We start from the raw sequence: 13,134 nt of genomic DNA, 5'->3' as shown, positions 1-13,134 counted from the left end.
GGTTGATCTGTCGAGGGACAAGAACATAGTCCGAATTCCGATTAGATGTATATCTAAACATTGATCACAAAAACGGAGGAGCTTTAATAAAGAATTGTCCCACAGTTCAGTCAGGATTAATTTACATCTGTCAGATAACTAGGATCCATGCAACTGCCCTTTCTCCTTGCGCCGCCAATTTATGAATACCAATGACAATGCAATTAACGTGAGGATAATCCCAAGTACTCGAAATCCTTCGAAGCTGAAGTTATCTCCCATTACACTGCTAATCAGTATAGAAGAGAGAATGGTTCCCAGGTATCTGGAGGTATTAAATATTCCAGATGCTACACCTATAATTTCTTTTGGTGAACTTTTGAATAAGGCCGCTTGCATAGCGACACTGTTCAACCCATTGCTAATACCGAATGCAGCTAAAGCCAGACACACACTGATAACTGGTGAAGTTTGATCCAGTGTTACGATCCACACGGATCCAAATGTCATAAGCATTCCGGACATAAGCAATGCTGGCCTGGGACCTGATTTATCGATCCATCGTCCTGCCATTGGAGAAGTAACGAGCGAGCACAAGCCTAAGCTTAGCATGAGCATCCCTGTATGGAACTCGCTGATATGACGAACGATTTGCAAATAGGACGGAAGTCCAAAAAAGAGAGAGTAAAAAAGCAAGTTAAAGAGCAAGAATTCGACATTGACCCAAGTCATTGCAGGATATTTAACGAATGTGCGTATAGGAATAAAAGGTGCTTTCGCTTTTAACTCATGTCGCACGAAAGCTCCCAGTCCAACGAAGCCAATTAGCCCCACAATAACGTTGTTTAATGAAATTTGACCAGACGATTTTGTGGACAATAATCCAACGAGTAGAGCAACCAGACCCATGGTAAATAGGAGAACTCCTGGCGCATCAATCAAATCAGACCATTTGCGTAAGGACATGTTGTGAGCAACGGATGTCGTAGTCGGAATATCCTTAGGAATATGCCTCCAAGCTAATAAAAAGCTTGTCACTACGAACGGAATATTAACCAAAAAGATAGCAGGCCAGCCCCACCAGTGAATGATGACTCCACCAATAAAGGGGCCAATCGCTGCCGCTCCGGATAGGAATATGCTCAGAAATGACAGTGCAGTCGCTTGTTTCTCCGTAATATGTATTCGCACAATGGCCATTCCAACGGCAACCATCATGCTTGTTCCGATGGATTGTACAATGCGGAATACGATGAGCCACCCAAAGTTTGAAGATAGTGGAGCTAATAATGATGCAACGAAGGATACAACAAGTCCCGTAAGAAATATCCTCCTCCGTCCGAATAAATCGCTAGCTTTTCCCATGATAGGTTGAGCGATAGCGCTCGCAATGTAGAAAGAAAAAATAATCCATGATACCACGGTGAAATCGAGTTGGAACTCATTTTGCAGCCTTGGAATTGCAACTGAAATCATTGAAGAATTTAAGGGGTTCAATAGAATTCCTAGTCCAACGGAGATCATCAACCACCTATTGCGAATACTCATTTCAATCCCCCTGATCTGTATGTAGTGTCATCATCGTACTTGAAATCATTTATTTATTCCAATGCATTTTATGTTATGATTTCATTGACTCAAAGGAATGAGTGGAGGGTTGTAAAATAGAACTTCTTCAACTGAAATATTTTCTCGAAGTAGCTCGTGTGGAACATATGACAGAAGCAGCACGAAGTCTGCATGTCACTCAATCATCACTAAGCAAAACAATTGGGCGTTTAGAAGAAGATTTGGGAGTCCCGTTATTCGATCGAATAGGGAGGAAACTGCGATTGAATGAGTTTGGAAGCAGATTCTATCGCCGTGCAGAAAGAGCATTGTTTGAATTGGAGCAGGGGAAGCATGAGATTAGCGATTTGTCCAGTCCAGAACATGACACACTCGAATTGGCGGTGACCACCGCAAGCACATTGCCTCAGATCCTTCGAGAGTTTCGAAACAAGCGACCCGATATCCAATTTCATGTGCAAATGCTCACCACACAGGAAATGGTTACGCTTCTTCATAGAGGAGAGGTTGATTTTTGCTTGTCCTCACCTCCTATAAGGGGGGAAGACATTGAATGTCAAATCATGTTCATAGACCCCATTCTTGTAGCTGTTCCCAAAGGGCATTGGCTTGCTGACCGAAACAGCATATCTTTGACTGAGTTAAGAGATGAAAGTTTTGTTGGTGTAAAAAGAGGCTACGGTACTCGTGATCTGGTGGATTCTATATGCAAATCGGTTGGATTTATACCTACATATGTGTATGAAGGTGATGAACCTGCAAGGCTAAGTTCTCTAGTAGAAGCGGGAATTGGCATAGCCTTTATACCAAGTACGGCAAGACATTCTGGGGAACATATCAAATATCTCAAAGTAGAGAATCATGAGTTGGTGCGGGAGATCGCTTTGCTATGGCACAAGAGTCGGTACATTTCGCGGGCTGCTCTCGAATTCCGTGAGGTAGTTATAGAATATTTCGAAACGATATCCAAACAGACCATTTAATTATCCGATAGTTAAAGGGAAAAAAGGATGTAAATGCTTGTTTAAATATGTTTCGTGACGCAGCAGAAACAAGGGCGGAGTGCATTCGCCCTTGTTTCATTGCTGGATTATGGACATAGGTACATTTTGCACTCCGAAAATTCCCCGTAATGGTTAATCGGTATCAGGACAGAATGTTCATAGCAGTTTGAATGTTTTTCAGATCGAGCTGGATTTGCTCTGGAATATGATATGGATGGTACAAGCCATGCTGTACCATGTAATGTGATATCTTTTCATGAGAGTCTATAGCTTCATCGAGCTGTTTCATCAAAATTCGCTTGATTTCTGGAGTGGCACATTCGGTCACAGCCATGGCGTAATTTCTGACTCCGCTTTTGGCGTTTATCAACAAATCCATTGCAATCACGTCATCAGTAAGCGTATGAAGGCCTGACATATGTTCTAATATTGGGTTCATTATTTATCTCCTATACAGTCGCTTTAGACAGCACTTCACTGAGCTCCTGAAGCTGCTGTTGTGATAATGTCACATCTTGTTGCAAAATTTGCATGAGTTCCGGATCGGTTACCAGAGCTTGCATGGTCTGGGATTTAGTCAAGCAAACCGTTTTGAACGTAGCAATTTCATGCACCTCGAGCACCTCATGCAATGCGTATTTAGAATTCATTCGAATTGTCCTCCCATGTATCTACCCATATTTAAGGCTTTAAGATGACTTTGATACAATTGTCCGTTTTTGTATCGAACACTTCATAGCCCCGCTTGGCATCGCTGAGCGGAATGACGTGCGTAACAATGTCGCCAGGGTCCACCTTGCCAGACGTAACCAACTCGTACATATATGGCATGTAGTGAATGACCGGAGCTTGTCCGGAACGGATATTCACGTTTCGCTGCATGATGTCACCGAGTGGGAATCCGTTATAGCGCCCGCCATATACCCCAGTAACTTGAATGGTTCCGCCTTTGCGGACAGCCTGAGATGCAATGATAAAAGCGCTCATGGTGCCACCTTGCAGTTTCAAACCGCTGGCTAAATATTCAAGATCACTCATTTTGCCGTCCATTCCTACTGCATCAATCACAACATCGGCGCCGCCTTTGGTCATTTCCTTGAGAGTATTGCCAATGTTCTTATCTTGTTCGAAGTTTACGATTTCGACGTTGTTCGTTCGTTTCGCATGCTGCAAGCGGTAATCGACATAGTCAACGGCTATGACCCGCTTTGCTCCTTTCAGCCAGCAGAATTTCTGAGCCAGGAGTCCGACTGGGCCGCATCCGAGAACGATGACCGTATCTCCATTTTTTACGCCGGCATTATCTACGCTCCAGAAAGCCGTGGTCATGGCATCAGCGATCAAGCTTAGCTTTTCGTCCGGTTGTTCACAGTTTTCAGGAATTTTAAAGTGGGTGAAATTGGCAAACGGAACCCGTAAATACTCAGCTTGCCCGCCAGAATATCCGCCGGTCGTTCCCGAGTAGCCGAAATATGCGCCCATATCTCCGTTCTCGTTGGAATTGTCACATTGGCTTTCCAACTGATTTTTGCAAAAAAAGCATTCTCCACATGCGATGTTAAACGGGATGATTACACGGTCGCCTTTTTTTAGGTTTGTCACGCCAGGGCCTACTTCTTCTACGATCCCCATCGGCTCATGTCCGATGACATAATTCTCCTGAAGGTTAGGGATCATCCCGTGAATAAGATGAAGGTCAGAACCGCAAATGGCGGTACTGGTGATCTTTACGATCATATCGTCCGGTTTCTCAATTTTCGCATCCGGAACCTCTTTGACCACGACATTTTTAACCCCTTGATACGTTACCGCCTTCATGCTTTATGTCCTCCAATATGTTCATCTGGGGTCCGATCAAACATCCCTTTACGCGACGTATCTCCTGGGAACAGATTCATCTGCCCAATCATCACCGTATTATTCGCCGATAGCTGGTCAAGTTGGTACTGTTCATTCAGCTCGTAAGGATGGAACCACTTTTTGCGAATCATGAGCTCCGAGATTTCCTGGTGCATAGCAATCCCTTGTTTAAGCTGAGTGTGCAGCAGGGCTCTTACATCTGGTGAAGCCGTTTCCGTCAGGGCGATGGACAAATTACGCACACCTTCCTTGGCACGAATAAGGAAGTCCATAGCAAAAGTCATGTCTGCCATTTCCGGCATATTTAATGAGTTAATCGGGTCTAAATAATCGGTATTCATTTGAGCTCCCCTTAATGTGTTATAGGTGTCGGACTACTCGGAACAGGTGCTTGGAAAGGAGCTTTCGCGTAAATGGCTTGCAGTTCAGCGATCTGTTGTATGGACTGAATGACGTCTTTTTGCATTAAAGCTTTTAGTTCTTGATCAAAAACCAGGCCTTGCATCAGTTTTGACTTAGCGATGCATAGCGTTTTAAAGTTTAAAGCTTCATGCAGTTCCATCGACTCGTGCGGCGCTAGTGTTGGCTTGTTCATGGAGAAATGATCACCTCCTTTTTCATTAACGTTAGATTTTCCAACGAATTGGATCTTATACTAAAATGGATTGCGGAAGAGGAAGATCCGAATATTCCCATACCATTGCAGGAATATAAACAAAATCTTAATCCGATACTTATTTCTGTTTTAAATGATTTGAAATAGGGAGGAGGACTCACTGTGCCCAATAAAAACAAAATTGATCTAGACACCGAAAATGCAAGAAAGCCGGCAGAAGGTGCCCTTAACTCGAGTGGAAATGCACTGGAGCAGCATGCATTTAACGCCGTTTCTGAAGTGCAGACGGCTTTAAATCAAGCAATAAGCTCGTTAAATGAATCTAATGCAACAGATTCACAAGCGTTGGAGAAGGCACGGCAGCAGTTGACCCGAGCAGAGGGATTTTTAGATCAAGCGCAAACTTCAGCAAACGCATTACGTCTGCGGAACCAACAATAAAATGGTTGTGGTACTGATAAGCATGTCAGAGTTTTTCCTTCTTATCCGAATTTATGCCGATACTCTCTACATGGGGGAATTACCCTGCGTTGACGATCAGAGGAAGCATTTTTTAGAACACATATCGTTATCGTCAACATACTTCGGCGTAAGCCGAAGTTTTTGTATTTTTAGATGTATCGGACAATTTCAAAAATTCTGGCACGATTTCGATATTCACCTGGAGTCATATCATTAAGCTGTTTGAAGCGACAAATGAAGCTTGACACGCCGATACGAAGTTTAGCCGATTTACTGGAGGGGGGGTACATCGTTTTGTAAAAGTAAGAGTCTTAACCCGTTGTGCAGCTTTGCCATTCTAGGTTTAATGCTTATTATTAGGGGACTAGCGGATATAGAGTTCTTCTTCTTTGGGGACTCGGTGCAAAAAGAATATATCATTTTCGCTATCAACAGGTTGTTTTTAAGGTAATACATAGTCATTTTAAAGACAATACATGTTGAGCATGATCCATGGCCTCATTCTGCTGTAAACTATGCTTGAAGGCAGAAAAATCCCTTTACAAGATAGGGGTCGGAGCGTTAAAGTTAACCCAATTATGGACGGAAAGTAGATTTTAGATGAGCACCGAAGGAAGGGATGCCCATGATAAAAAAGTTGAGGTTTCAAAACAAATTGATGTTGAGTTATCTTCTAGCCTGTATCATTCCATTATTAATTGTAAGCGTATTCATATTTCATCAATCAGCCAACGGGCTGGAAGAATCCTCACAAGAATTTGCCTCCTTGTATACATCCCAGATCAAGTCCTCTTTGAATGAATTTATCAAGGAATATGACAAGATTACGAAGTCAGTATTAGTGGAAAACGAATTAATCTACAGACTTGGAGAAGGGTCAAGCATACCCATGAACGAGGAGGTTAACCAGCGGGTGGCCGTTCAGCAACTTCTTATGAGGGTGTCATTGCTCAAATCCGAAATCAGCACCGTAATGCTGATCAGCCGCGATAATAGCGTGTACCAATACACGACTACGACCAGTCGAGTCGATGAGAGCAGACTGTTATCCCAGAATTGGTATAAGCAGCTCCGCAATTCGGATCAGACCTTTTTTATTAGCGGTCTGCACGATCGTTCTTATTACGAGGATAAGGGTGCAGGCGCCGTTGTGACCGTGGGAAGAGTACTCTTTAATTCGAAAGGAGCATATGCCGGCATACTTCTAATCGATCTCGATCCCTTTACGCTGCTTCAGCTTGAGCATGAGTTTTTGCAGGCCCGTGATAAATATGGCATTAGCGTGATTATAAGCAATGATCGTAGAGAGATAGTTTATCATTCCGAAGCTGCCAGTGGCCGGATTACATGGGAGCAGGTGCTCCATTCCGAATTCGAGCCTTCGGGAGACAGCGGAAATGAAGATCGGATTATTTTATCGGAACACACGACCCAAGGGGAATTATTCATTAAAACCGAGATACCCCGCGCCAAATTGCTGCAAAAAATCAATCAGATAAAAGGTCTTACTATGATTGTGATCATGACAAGTTGCCTGATTATTTTCCTGATCTCGCTGTGGCTCAGTTATACAATTACAAGACCCATCAAGGCACTTCGAAGAAGCATGAAGCAGGCTGAGGTAGGCCAATATCTTCCCATAGAGAAAGAACAGACCAGTGATGAAATTGGAAGTCTGGTATACAGCTATAACAAAATGATTATTACGATCAGAACGTTAATAGAAGAGGTGTACCTGGCCGAAATCAAGCAGCGGCAAGCCAAGTTCCTCGCTCTTCAACATCAGATTAACCCCCATATGCTATACAATACCTTGGAATCCATTCGGATGAAGGCATTGGTAAAAGATGACGAGGATACGGCAGGGATGATTAAAATTCTGGCTCGAATGTTCCGGTTAACACTTGGAAAAGAAGGGAGACATCACTCGATTAAGCATGAACTGGAGTACACAGGGAACTATCTGCTGCTTCAAAACATCCGGTTCGATGATATGTTCACATTGTCTGTCAATATGCCGGATGAAATGCTGGATTGCAGCATCATTCCGTTGGTATTTCAGCCTATTGTTGAAAATAGCATTAATTATGGTTTTGCAGGATACAGTCTAGCCTTAATTATTAAGATTGAGGGGAGCTGGACGGAAAACGGTGAGATTCTGATCACAATTTCGGACAATGGAACTGGAATGTCGCCGGAGAAATGGACGGAACTGAATTCATTGCTGGAACAGGCGGGTTCAAACCGATACAGTCTGGAAAACCAAGATGACCATGGAGAGAACGGTCTAGGACTGATCAATATTGCAGAACGAATTAAGCTCCATTATGGAGATTCATATTATATTAAAGTGCTATCTGGCATCGAGAATGGCACGACCATTGAAATTCGGATTCCCGGCATAGTCAAGCTTGAGAATATAAGTTTCGATGCGAAAAAGGAAGGTGAGAGAAATGAAACTTATTTTGATAGATGACGAAAAAGGGATATTGGAAGGACTCAAAAAAATGATAGATCGCTATATTCCAGAATGTGAAGTGGTCGGAACAGCTTACAATGGACGAGAAGGCTTCGAGCTGATTCAAAAATGGCAGCCAGACATCGTTATTACTGATATTCGTATGCCACAGGCTGGAGGACTAGAAATGATCCAAATGCTTAAAGAGGTCGACATTCAGAGCAGATTCATTTTGTTAAGCGGATATGCGGACTTTGAATATGCCCGAAAAGGCATGCAACTTGGTGTGAATTTTTACATCAATAAGCCGGTTGAAGAACAGGAATTGCGTGATTGTGTTTGTCAGGTCATGGATACAATTCGCATAGAGCGAAACAAGGTCCAGGAAATGGATGCATTAAAACTGGCATCACATCAACGCATCCAGGAAGATGGCTTGCGAGATATTCTGGATATGGGTAATGATCATACTGAAATGACAGAGGAGCTACAAAGGATCGGATGCATGCCTAAGGAGAGTACGCAATTTACGTGTATCCTGATTGAAATCCGCAGTAAAGCAGACGTTCTAAAAGAGCTCGGGTTTGATCCTGTATTTAGACAGATTGATCTGGTCTTCAGACAGTACAGTAATGTGTATCGCTTTCGCTATTCAGGTGCACAAATTGCGGTGATTGTGATGCACGATGCAGCTTTGGAGAGCAGAGATATGGTTGACACGGTTCAGCGCCTTCATGATGTTCTGTTCAGACAATTGAACGTCTCCAGCGTGATTGGCATCGGCAGCGTTCAGAATCGGCCTGGTGGTATTAGCCAATCCTTTGAGGAGGCGCGAGGTGCCCTTAGCTATCAAGTCATCAAGGGTGCAGAGCCCGTCATTTCGTTTACCCAGATCACGAATCTGACAGGGAAAAGCGAGCTGGTTACAGAGGAGATGATCGAAGACCTGGAGGTTGCCATCGATAACATGAATGAAAAGGAAAGCGTGGATATGATCCACCGCATCTTTAGAAGAATAGAAACTGAAACAAGTTTTAGTCCTGCAGATCTCCAGCTGCAGTGCTTGAATATCCTTTTGCTGAGCATTCGGAAAGTATCTTTTCAGCAGCTTCAGCAGAACAGGTTATTAAGTCTTCAGCTGTTATCTTTGGAGGGTATTTCACGGTTTAAAACGCTAGCGTCTCTGGAACAATGGATGGTGGAAGTCATTGTTGGAATCATTGGATTTTTGCTGGAACAACGTACTCCCAAAAAAAAGGACATGATCTCAGAGATCAAGGAATATGTCACAGACCATTATGATGAACCTATCAGCCTAGCCGAATTAGCTGCTCGCTTTTATATGAACCCGTATTACCTAAGCCAATATTTCAAACAAAAAACAGGTGAAACATATTTGAATTTTCTGACCCACATACGGATCAGCAAAGCGAAGGAATTGCTTGAACAGACTGATTTGAAAGTGTATGAAATCTGCCATAAGGTAGGTTATTCGGATGCGCAGCATTTTGCACGCATGTTCGAAAAATGGACTGGATTCAAACCAAGGGAATATCGAAAAAGTCTTGCAAAACAATAAAAATCAAGGGAATGCCACTTCATAACGAAGTGGCATTCATTTTCTTAAAAAACACTTGTTTTAACTTAAAAATGCCTAATTGAGTGAGGATTATTCTGGCTGTATAGTTAAAATGTAAGCGGATTCATTAGAGGATACTGGGGGGGGGATAAGTTGAAGGTTTTTGCTCTTCATCGAATGAAAGTGTATTGGCCACTATACGTGATGGCTATTCCGGGTATCGTTTTTCTCGTAGTGTTTAAATTTGTCCCGCTGGGCGGTGCAATCATTGCGTTCAAGGATTACTCGGTATTTCAAGGGTTCGGTGACAGTCCGTGGGTAGGACTCAAACATTTTAAAACTTTAATCGAACATCCCGATTTTGCAAGGGTATTTGGAAACACGCTAATGCTCGGATTTTTGAAACTTGTGTTGGTTTTTCCGGTGCCTGTATTACTGGCTCTGATGATTAACGAGATTCGCAAATCAGCGTTAAAAAAAGGAATCCAAACGGCACTGTATATCCCTCATTTTTTATCCTGGGTTATCGTTGGCGGGATATTGTTCGATTTCTTTTCTTTAAGCGGATTGTTCAATATCGTTATCGGGTGGTTTGGGCTGGATCCTGTGCTGGCTATGCAGGAGAGTGACTATTTCAGACCCATCTATGCCATCTCGTCCATCTGGAGAGACGCCGGGTGGGGAACTGTGGTGTATATGGCAGCAATTAGCGCGATTGACCCGCAACTCTACGAATCAGCAATGATCGATGGGGCATCAAAACTAAGGCAGATTCGTCACATCACGTTCCCGCTGCTCTTACCAACCGTGCTTGTGCTTTTCCTGCTCGAAATTGGAAACTTCCTGGATCTCGGATTTGATCAGGTATTTAATATGCTCACCCCAATGACATACAGTGTGGGAGATATTTTGGATACGTACGTGTTCCGAACCGGTATTCAGCAAGGGCAGTATAGTTTTGCAACAGCGGTCGGGTTATTTCAGTCGGTCATTGGCTTTATCCTGGTATTTGTATTTAATAAACTGTCCAAAAAAGTGTCGGATGGGGGGCTTTGGTAAAAATGGTTGAAGCGAGAAGAGAGCGAGCATTTGTTACCGGAGTTACCATTTTTCTCATCCTGTTTTCCATTGCAGCCATCATTCCGCTACTTTCTGTAATTTCCACCTCATTTAGTTCCAAAAGCGTCGTGGACATGAACCTGGTGACACTATGGCCAAAGGAATTTACGCTAGATTCATGGAAATACATCATTGATCGTCCGGATCTGTGGAGATCCTTCTTTCTGACAGTAGGTACGACTGTGATTGGAACAGTACTAGCTCTACTGATGACAGCCTTGTTCGCGTATCCACTGTCGAAATCAGAGTTCCGATGGGGATCCGTGATTATGTTATGTGTTGTTATTGCAATGATCTTCAAAGCGCCGATTGTTCCGTATTTCCTGACGGTTCGCAGTATTGGACTTTATGATAATCCACTGGTCTTGATCTTGCCGCATATTCTGAATCCATTTAATTTGATCATCATGAGAACCTTCTTCAAACAATTTCCCAAAGAGCTGGAGGAAGCAGCCTTTCTTGAAGGCTGCGGCTATTTCCGCATGCTGTTCCATTTCGTTCTTCCCTTGTCCAAAGCTGTAATGGCAACCCTTGCCTTATTTTATGGTGTCGTGTTGTGGAATCAATTTCAGCATCCGTTATTTTTTCTACAGGATACCAACTGGTTTCCGCTGCAGATCAAGATCAGGCAGTTTATCACCGACGATAGCGTTATGATGGCAGGTGCTGCTTCAACAGTGGATCTGAATTATAATGAGCGGACGTTGAGAGCAGCAACCGTCATTTTTGCGATGATTCCGATCATCATTGTGTATCCCTTCCTGCAAAAGTATTTTGTCAAAGGAGCTATGCTTGGCTCTGTGAAGGGTTGATCTCGTTTTTCAATGATTAGAAGAATCTATAAGAATATCAAATGATTGAAAGGGGATTAGCTATGATTCTAAAAAAAATGGGTTTAATGATGGCTGCAGGTGTTCTTGCGATAAGCACGATTACCGGCTGTAATTCAAGCTCAACGGGCGATTCTTCCGCTGCTGGACAGACTTCGGCCAATGAGGATGGAACTGTCGATATCGAAGTATGGGGAACGAACATCGGTTATAAACCGATTACCAAGGGTAGCCAGTTGTATGAGTTTTATAAGGAGAAGCTTGGTGTGGGTGTAATTCATCCGTATGTGGAATGGAACGGAGGCACCAACTATCTGAACCAACTGAACCTGAAAATTGCCGCCAATGAAATGCCTGACTTGTTCATCCCTCAGCAGGGCATTGAAGACAGTTTGGCTAAAAATGGTGCCATTGCCGACCTGACCGACCTGCTGCCTAAATATGCGCCAAATGTATGGGAAGCCATCCCGCAGGAGATGTGGGATGTAGTCAAGGCAAATGATCCTACAGGACAGGGAAGAATCTACTATATTCCTGGGGTTGTGGAATACGGAAGATACGCGGGCATGATCCGGCAGGATTGGCTCGATCAACAGGGGCTGACGATGCCGAAGACGCAGGATGAATATGTTAAGGTACTTGAAGCGTTTCGGGATAAGGATCCTAACGGCAACGGCCAGAAGGATGAGCTTCCTACCGGGGGCAGGGAGCAGGCGCGGTGGATGGACCACTTGTTTGCTATGTACGGGGTAGCGATGTTCGAAGGCTATCCGGAGTGGGATATATACGACGGCGAGCTGACTTATTCTGCAGTGACTCCGAATATGAGGGCAGCTCTGGAATTCGCGGCCAAGCTGTATAAGGAAGGTCTAATCGACAAGGAGTCACTTCTGAACACGAAGGATAAGTGGGATGGCAAAATTCAATCTGACAAGGTAGGAAACTATTTTCACTGGGTCGAGCATGGCAATATGATTTTGGAGAATTTGGAGAAGAACACAGGCGTGAAGGCTAACTTTACCGTGCTCCCTGTACCGAAAGTTGAAGGATATGAAGGTTTCTACTCAATGAAGAGATTCGCACCTCCGCAGTGGGTCATCAAGAACAACAAGGATGAGAACAAGCTGATGGCTACCCTGAAGCTGCTGAACAATATGTATGATAAAAAGAACTGGAAGGATCTGTTCCTGGGCGTGGAAGGCATGCACTATGAAATGAAAGACGGCAAAGCCGTTAAACTTCCCGATGACAAGAGCAGTCAGGAAAATCAACTTTTGAATCCGTATTCGACTTTGGCGACGCTTGATTTTACGATAGACCTCTTTAATAGCACATCATCAGAAGACAGCCAATGGGCGATCGACCAGGTGACCCGTAATATGCAGGAAGCCCAGAAATACGCGAAAGTCATTGCCGGTGACGGTATGCCAGCCAGCGTGTATGACAGCTTCCCGGACATTAATAATCGAACGCTATACGTGGAATACGCCACGAAAATCATTCTGGGACAGTACCCAATCAGCAAGTTCGATGAGTTTGTAGATAAATGGAACAGATCAGGCGGGGAAGAAGTGACCAAACGCGCAAGAGATTGGTACGCCAAGGTCCAGAAATAATGAATTAACGAAGATATTCGCCCGCATTCTGTTGAAGGCGGG

The 13,134-nt window shown here is 43.7% G+C and carries 13 protein-coding genes; 7 read left to right on the top strand and 6 right to left on the bottom strand.

The features are described from left to right. Positions 1–138: 138 nt before the first annotated feature. Complete coding sequence (locus tag M3636_RS08500; protein ID WP_128102237.1) at positions 139–1,527, bottom strand: MFS transporter; 1,389 nt, start codon at positions 1,525–1,527, stop codon at positions 139–141. Between the two features lie 116 nt (positions 1,528–1,643). On the opposite strand from M3636_RS08500, the gene M3636_RS08495 reads away from it, so the two are divergent. Further along, complete coding sequence (locus M3636_RS08495) at positions 1,644–2,531, top strand: LysR family transcriptional regulator (RefSeq protein ID WP_251382507.1); 888 nt, start codon at positions 1,644–1,646, stop codon at positions 2,529–2,531. Positions 2,532–2,694: 163 nt separating this feature from the next. On the opposite strand, the gene M3636_RS08490 is transcribed toward M3636_RS08495, so the two are convergent. Genes M3636_RS08490 through M3636_RS08470 form a run of 5 tightly spaced genes read right to left on the bottom strand, consistent with a single transcriptional unit; the run spans position 2,695 to position 5,007 of the window. Next, positions 2,695–2,991 (bottom strand): spore coat protein, encoded by a 297-nt coding sequence (locus M3636_RS08490; RefSeq protein ID WP_128102236.1) that lies wholly within the window; start codon positions 2,989–2,991, stop codon positions 2,695–2,697. Between the two features lie 10 nt (positions 2,992–3,001). Continuing rightward, positions 3,002–3,202, bottom strand: coding sequence for a hypothetical protein (locus tag M3636_RS08485; protein WP_128102235.1), 201 nt, complete (start codon positions 3,200–3,202; stop codon positions 3,002–3,004). 31 nt (positions 3,203–3,233) lie between these two features. Next, entirely contained in the window at positions 3,234–4,370 is a 1,137-nt protein-coding gene (locus M3636_RS08480) for a zinc-dependent alcohol dehydrogenase (protein ID WP_251382097.1), read from the bottom strand. After that, entirely contained in the window at positions 4,367–4,753 is a 387-nt protein-coding gene (locus M3636_RS08475) for a spore coat protein (RefSeq protein ID WP_095357838.1), read from the bottom strand. Before M3636_RS08475 ends, M3636_RS08480 begins: the two co-directional genes overlap by 4 nt. Before the next feature lie 11 nt (positions 4,754–4,764). Beyond that, a complete protein-coding gene (locus tag M3636_RS08470; protein ID WP_128102234.1) occupies positions 4,765–5,007 on the bottom strand; it encodes a spore gernimation protein GerQ in 243 nt (80 codons plus the stop codon). Between the two features lie 183 nt (positions 5,008–5,190). On the opposite strand from M3636_RS08470, the gene M3636_RS08465 reads away from it, so the two are divergent. The 6 genes from M3636_RS08465 to M3636_RS08440 all read left to right on the top strand — a co-directional run bounded on the left by M3636_RS08465 (position 5,191) and on the right by M3636_RS08440 (position 13,092). Beyond that, positions 5,191–5,469 carry a hypothetical protein gene (locus tag M3636_RS08465; protein WP_251382095.1) on the top strand — a complete coding sequence of 93 codons (279 nt, stop codon included), beginning with the start codon at positions 5,191–5,193 and terminating at the stop codon, positions 5,467–5,469. A 646-nt stretch (positions 5,470–6,115) separates the two neighbouring features. Then, the gene (locus tag M3636_RS08460; protein WP_251382093.1) at positions 6,116–7,966 is read left to right on the top strand and encodes a cache domain-containing sensor histidine kinase; all 1,851 of its coding nucleotides are present in this window, start codon (positions 6,116–6,118) and stop codon (positions 7,964–7,966) included. Next, positions 7,944–9,527 (top strand): response regulator, encoded by a 1,584-nt coding sequence (locus M3636_RS08455; protein WP_251382091.1) that lies wholly within the window; start codon positions 7,944–7,946, stop codon positions 9,525–9,527. Before M3636_RS08460 ends, M3636_RS08455 begins: the two co-directional genes overlap by 23 nt. 153 nt (positions 9,528–9,680) lie before the next feature. Next, positions 9,681–10,586 carry an ABC transporter permease gene (locus tag M3636_RS08450; RefSeq protein ID WP_128102231.1) on the top strand — a complete coding sequence of 302 codons (906 nt, stop codon included), beginning with the start codon at positions 9,681–9,683 and terminating at the stop codon, positions 10,584–10,586. A 2-nt stretch (positions 10,587–10,588) separates the two neighbouring features. Continuing rightward, entirely contained in the window at positions 10,589–11,458 is an 870-nt protein-coding gene (locus tag M3636_RS08445) for a carbohydrate ABC transporter permease (protein ID WP_128102230.1), read from the top strand. 62 nt (positions 11,459–11,520) lie between these two features. Beyond that, a complete protein-coding gene (locus tag M3636_RS08440; RefSeq protein ID WP_128102229.1) occupies positions 11,521–13,092 on the top strand; it encodes a type 2 periplasmic-binding domain-containing protein in 1,572 nt (523 codons plus the stop codon). The last annotated feature ends 42 nt before the right edge of the window (positions 13,093–13,134 follow it).

The organism is Paenibacillus sp. MER 99-2 (assembly GCF_023714095.1).
Lineage (GTDB): Bacteria > Bacillota > Bacilli > Paenibacillales > Paenibacillaceae > Paenibacillus.
This window is presented reverse-complemented; position numbering and strand designations above follow the sequence as displayed.

Coding starts and splice junctions, on each gene's coding strand:
- M3636_RS08500 (WP_128102237.1), bottom strand. CDS start 1,527: ATGAGTATTCGCAATAGGTGGTTGATGATCTCCGTTGGACTAGGAATT.
- M3636_RS08490 (WP_128102236.1), bottom strand. CDS start 2,991: ATGAACCCAATATTAGAACATATGTCAGGCCTTCATACGCTTACTGAT.
- M3636_RS08485 (WP_128102235.1), bottom strand. CDS start 3,202: ATGAATTCTAAATACGCATTGCATGAGGTGCTCGAGGTGCATGAAATT.
- M3636_RS08480 (WP_251382097.1), bottom strand. CDS start 4,370: ATGAAGGCGGTAACGTATCAAGGGGTTAAAAATGTCGTGGTCAAAGAG.
- M3636_RS08475 (WP_095357838.1), bottom strand. CDS start 4,753: ATGAATACCGATTATTTAGACCCGATTAACTCATTAAATATGCCGGAA.
- M3636_RS08470 (WP_128102234.1), bottom strand. CDS start 5,007: ATGAACAAGCCAACACTAGCGCCGCACGAGTCGATGGAACTGCATGAA.
- M3636_RS08460 (WP_251382093.1), top strand. CDS start 6,116: ATGATAAAAAAGTTGAGGTTTCAAAACAAATTGATGTTGAGTTATCTT.
- M3636_RS08455 (WP_251382091.1), top strand. CDS start 7,944: ATGAAACTTATTTTGATAGATGACGAAAAAGGGATATTGGAAGGACTC.
- M3636_RS08445 (WP_128102230.1), top strand. CDS start 10,589: ATGGTTGAAGCGAGAAGAGAGCGAGCATTTGTTACCGGAGTTACCATT.
- M3636_RS08440 (WP_128102229.1), top strand. CDS start 11,521: ATGATTCTAAAAAAAATGGGTTTAATGATGGCTGCAGGTGTTCTTGCG.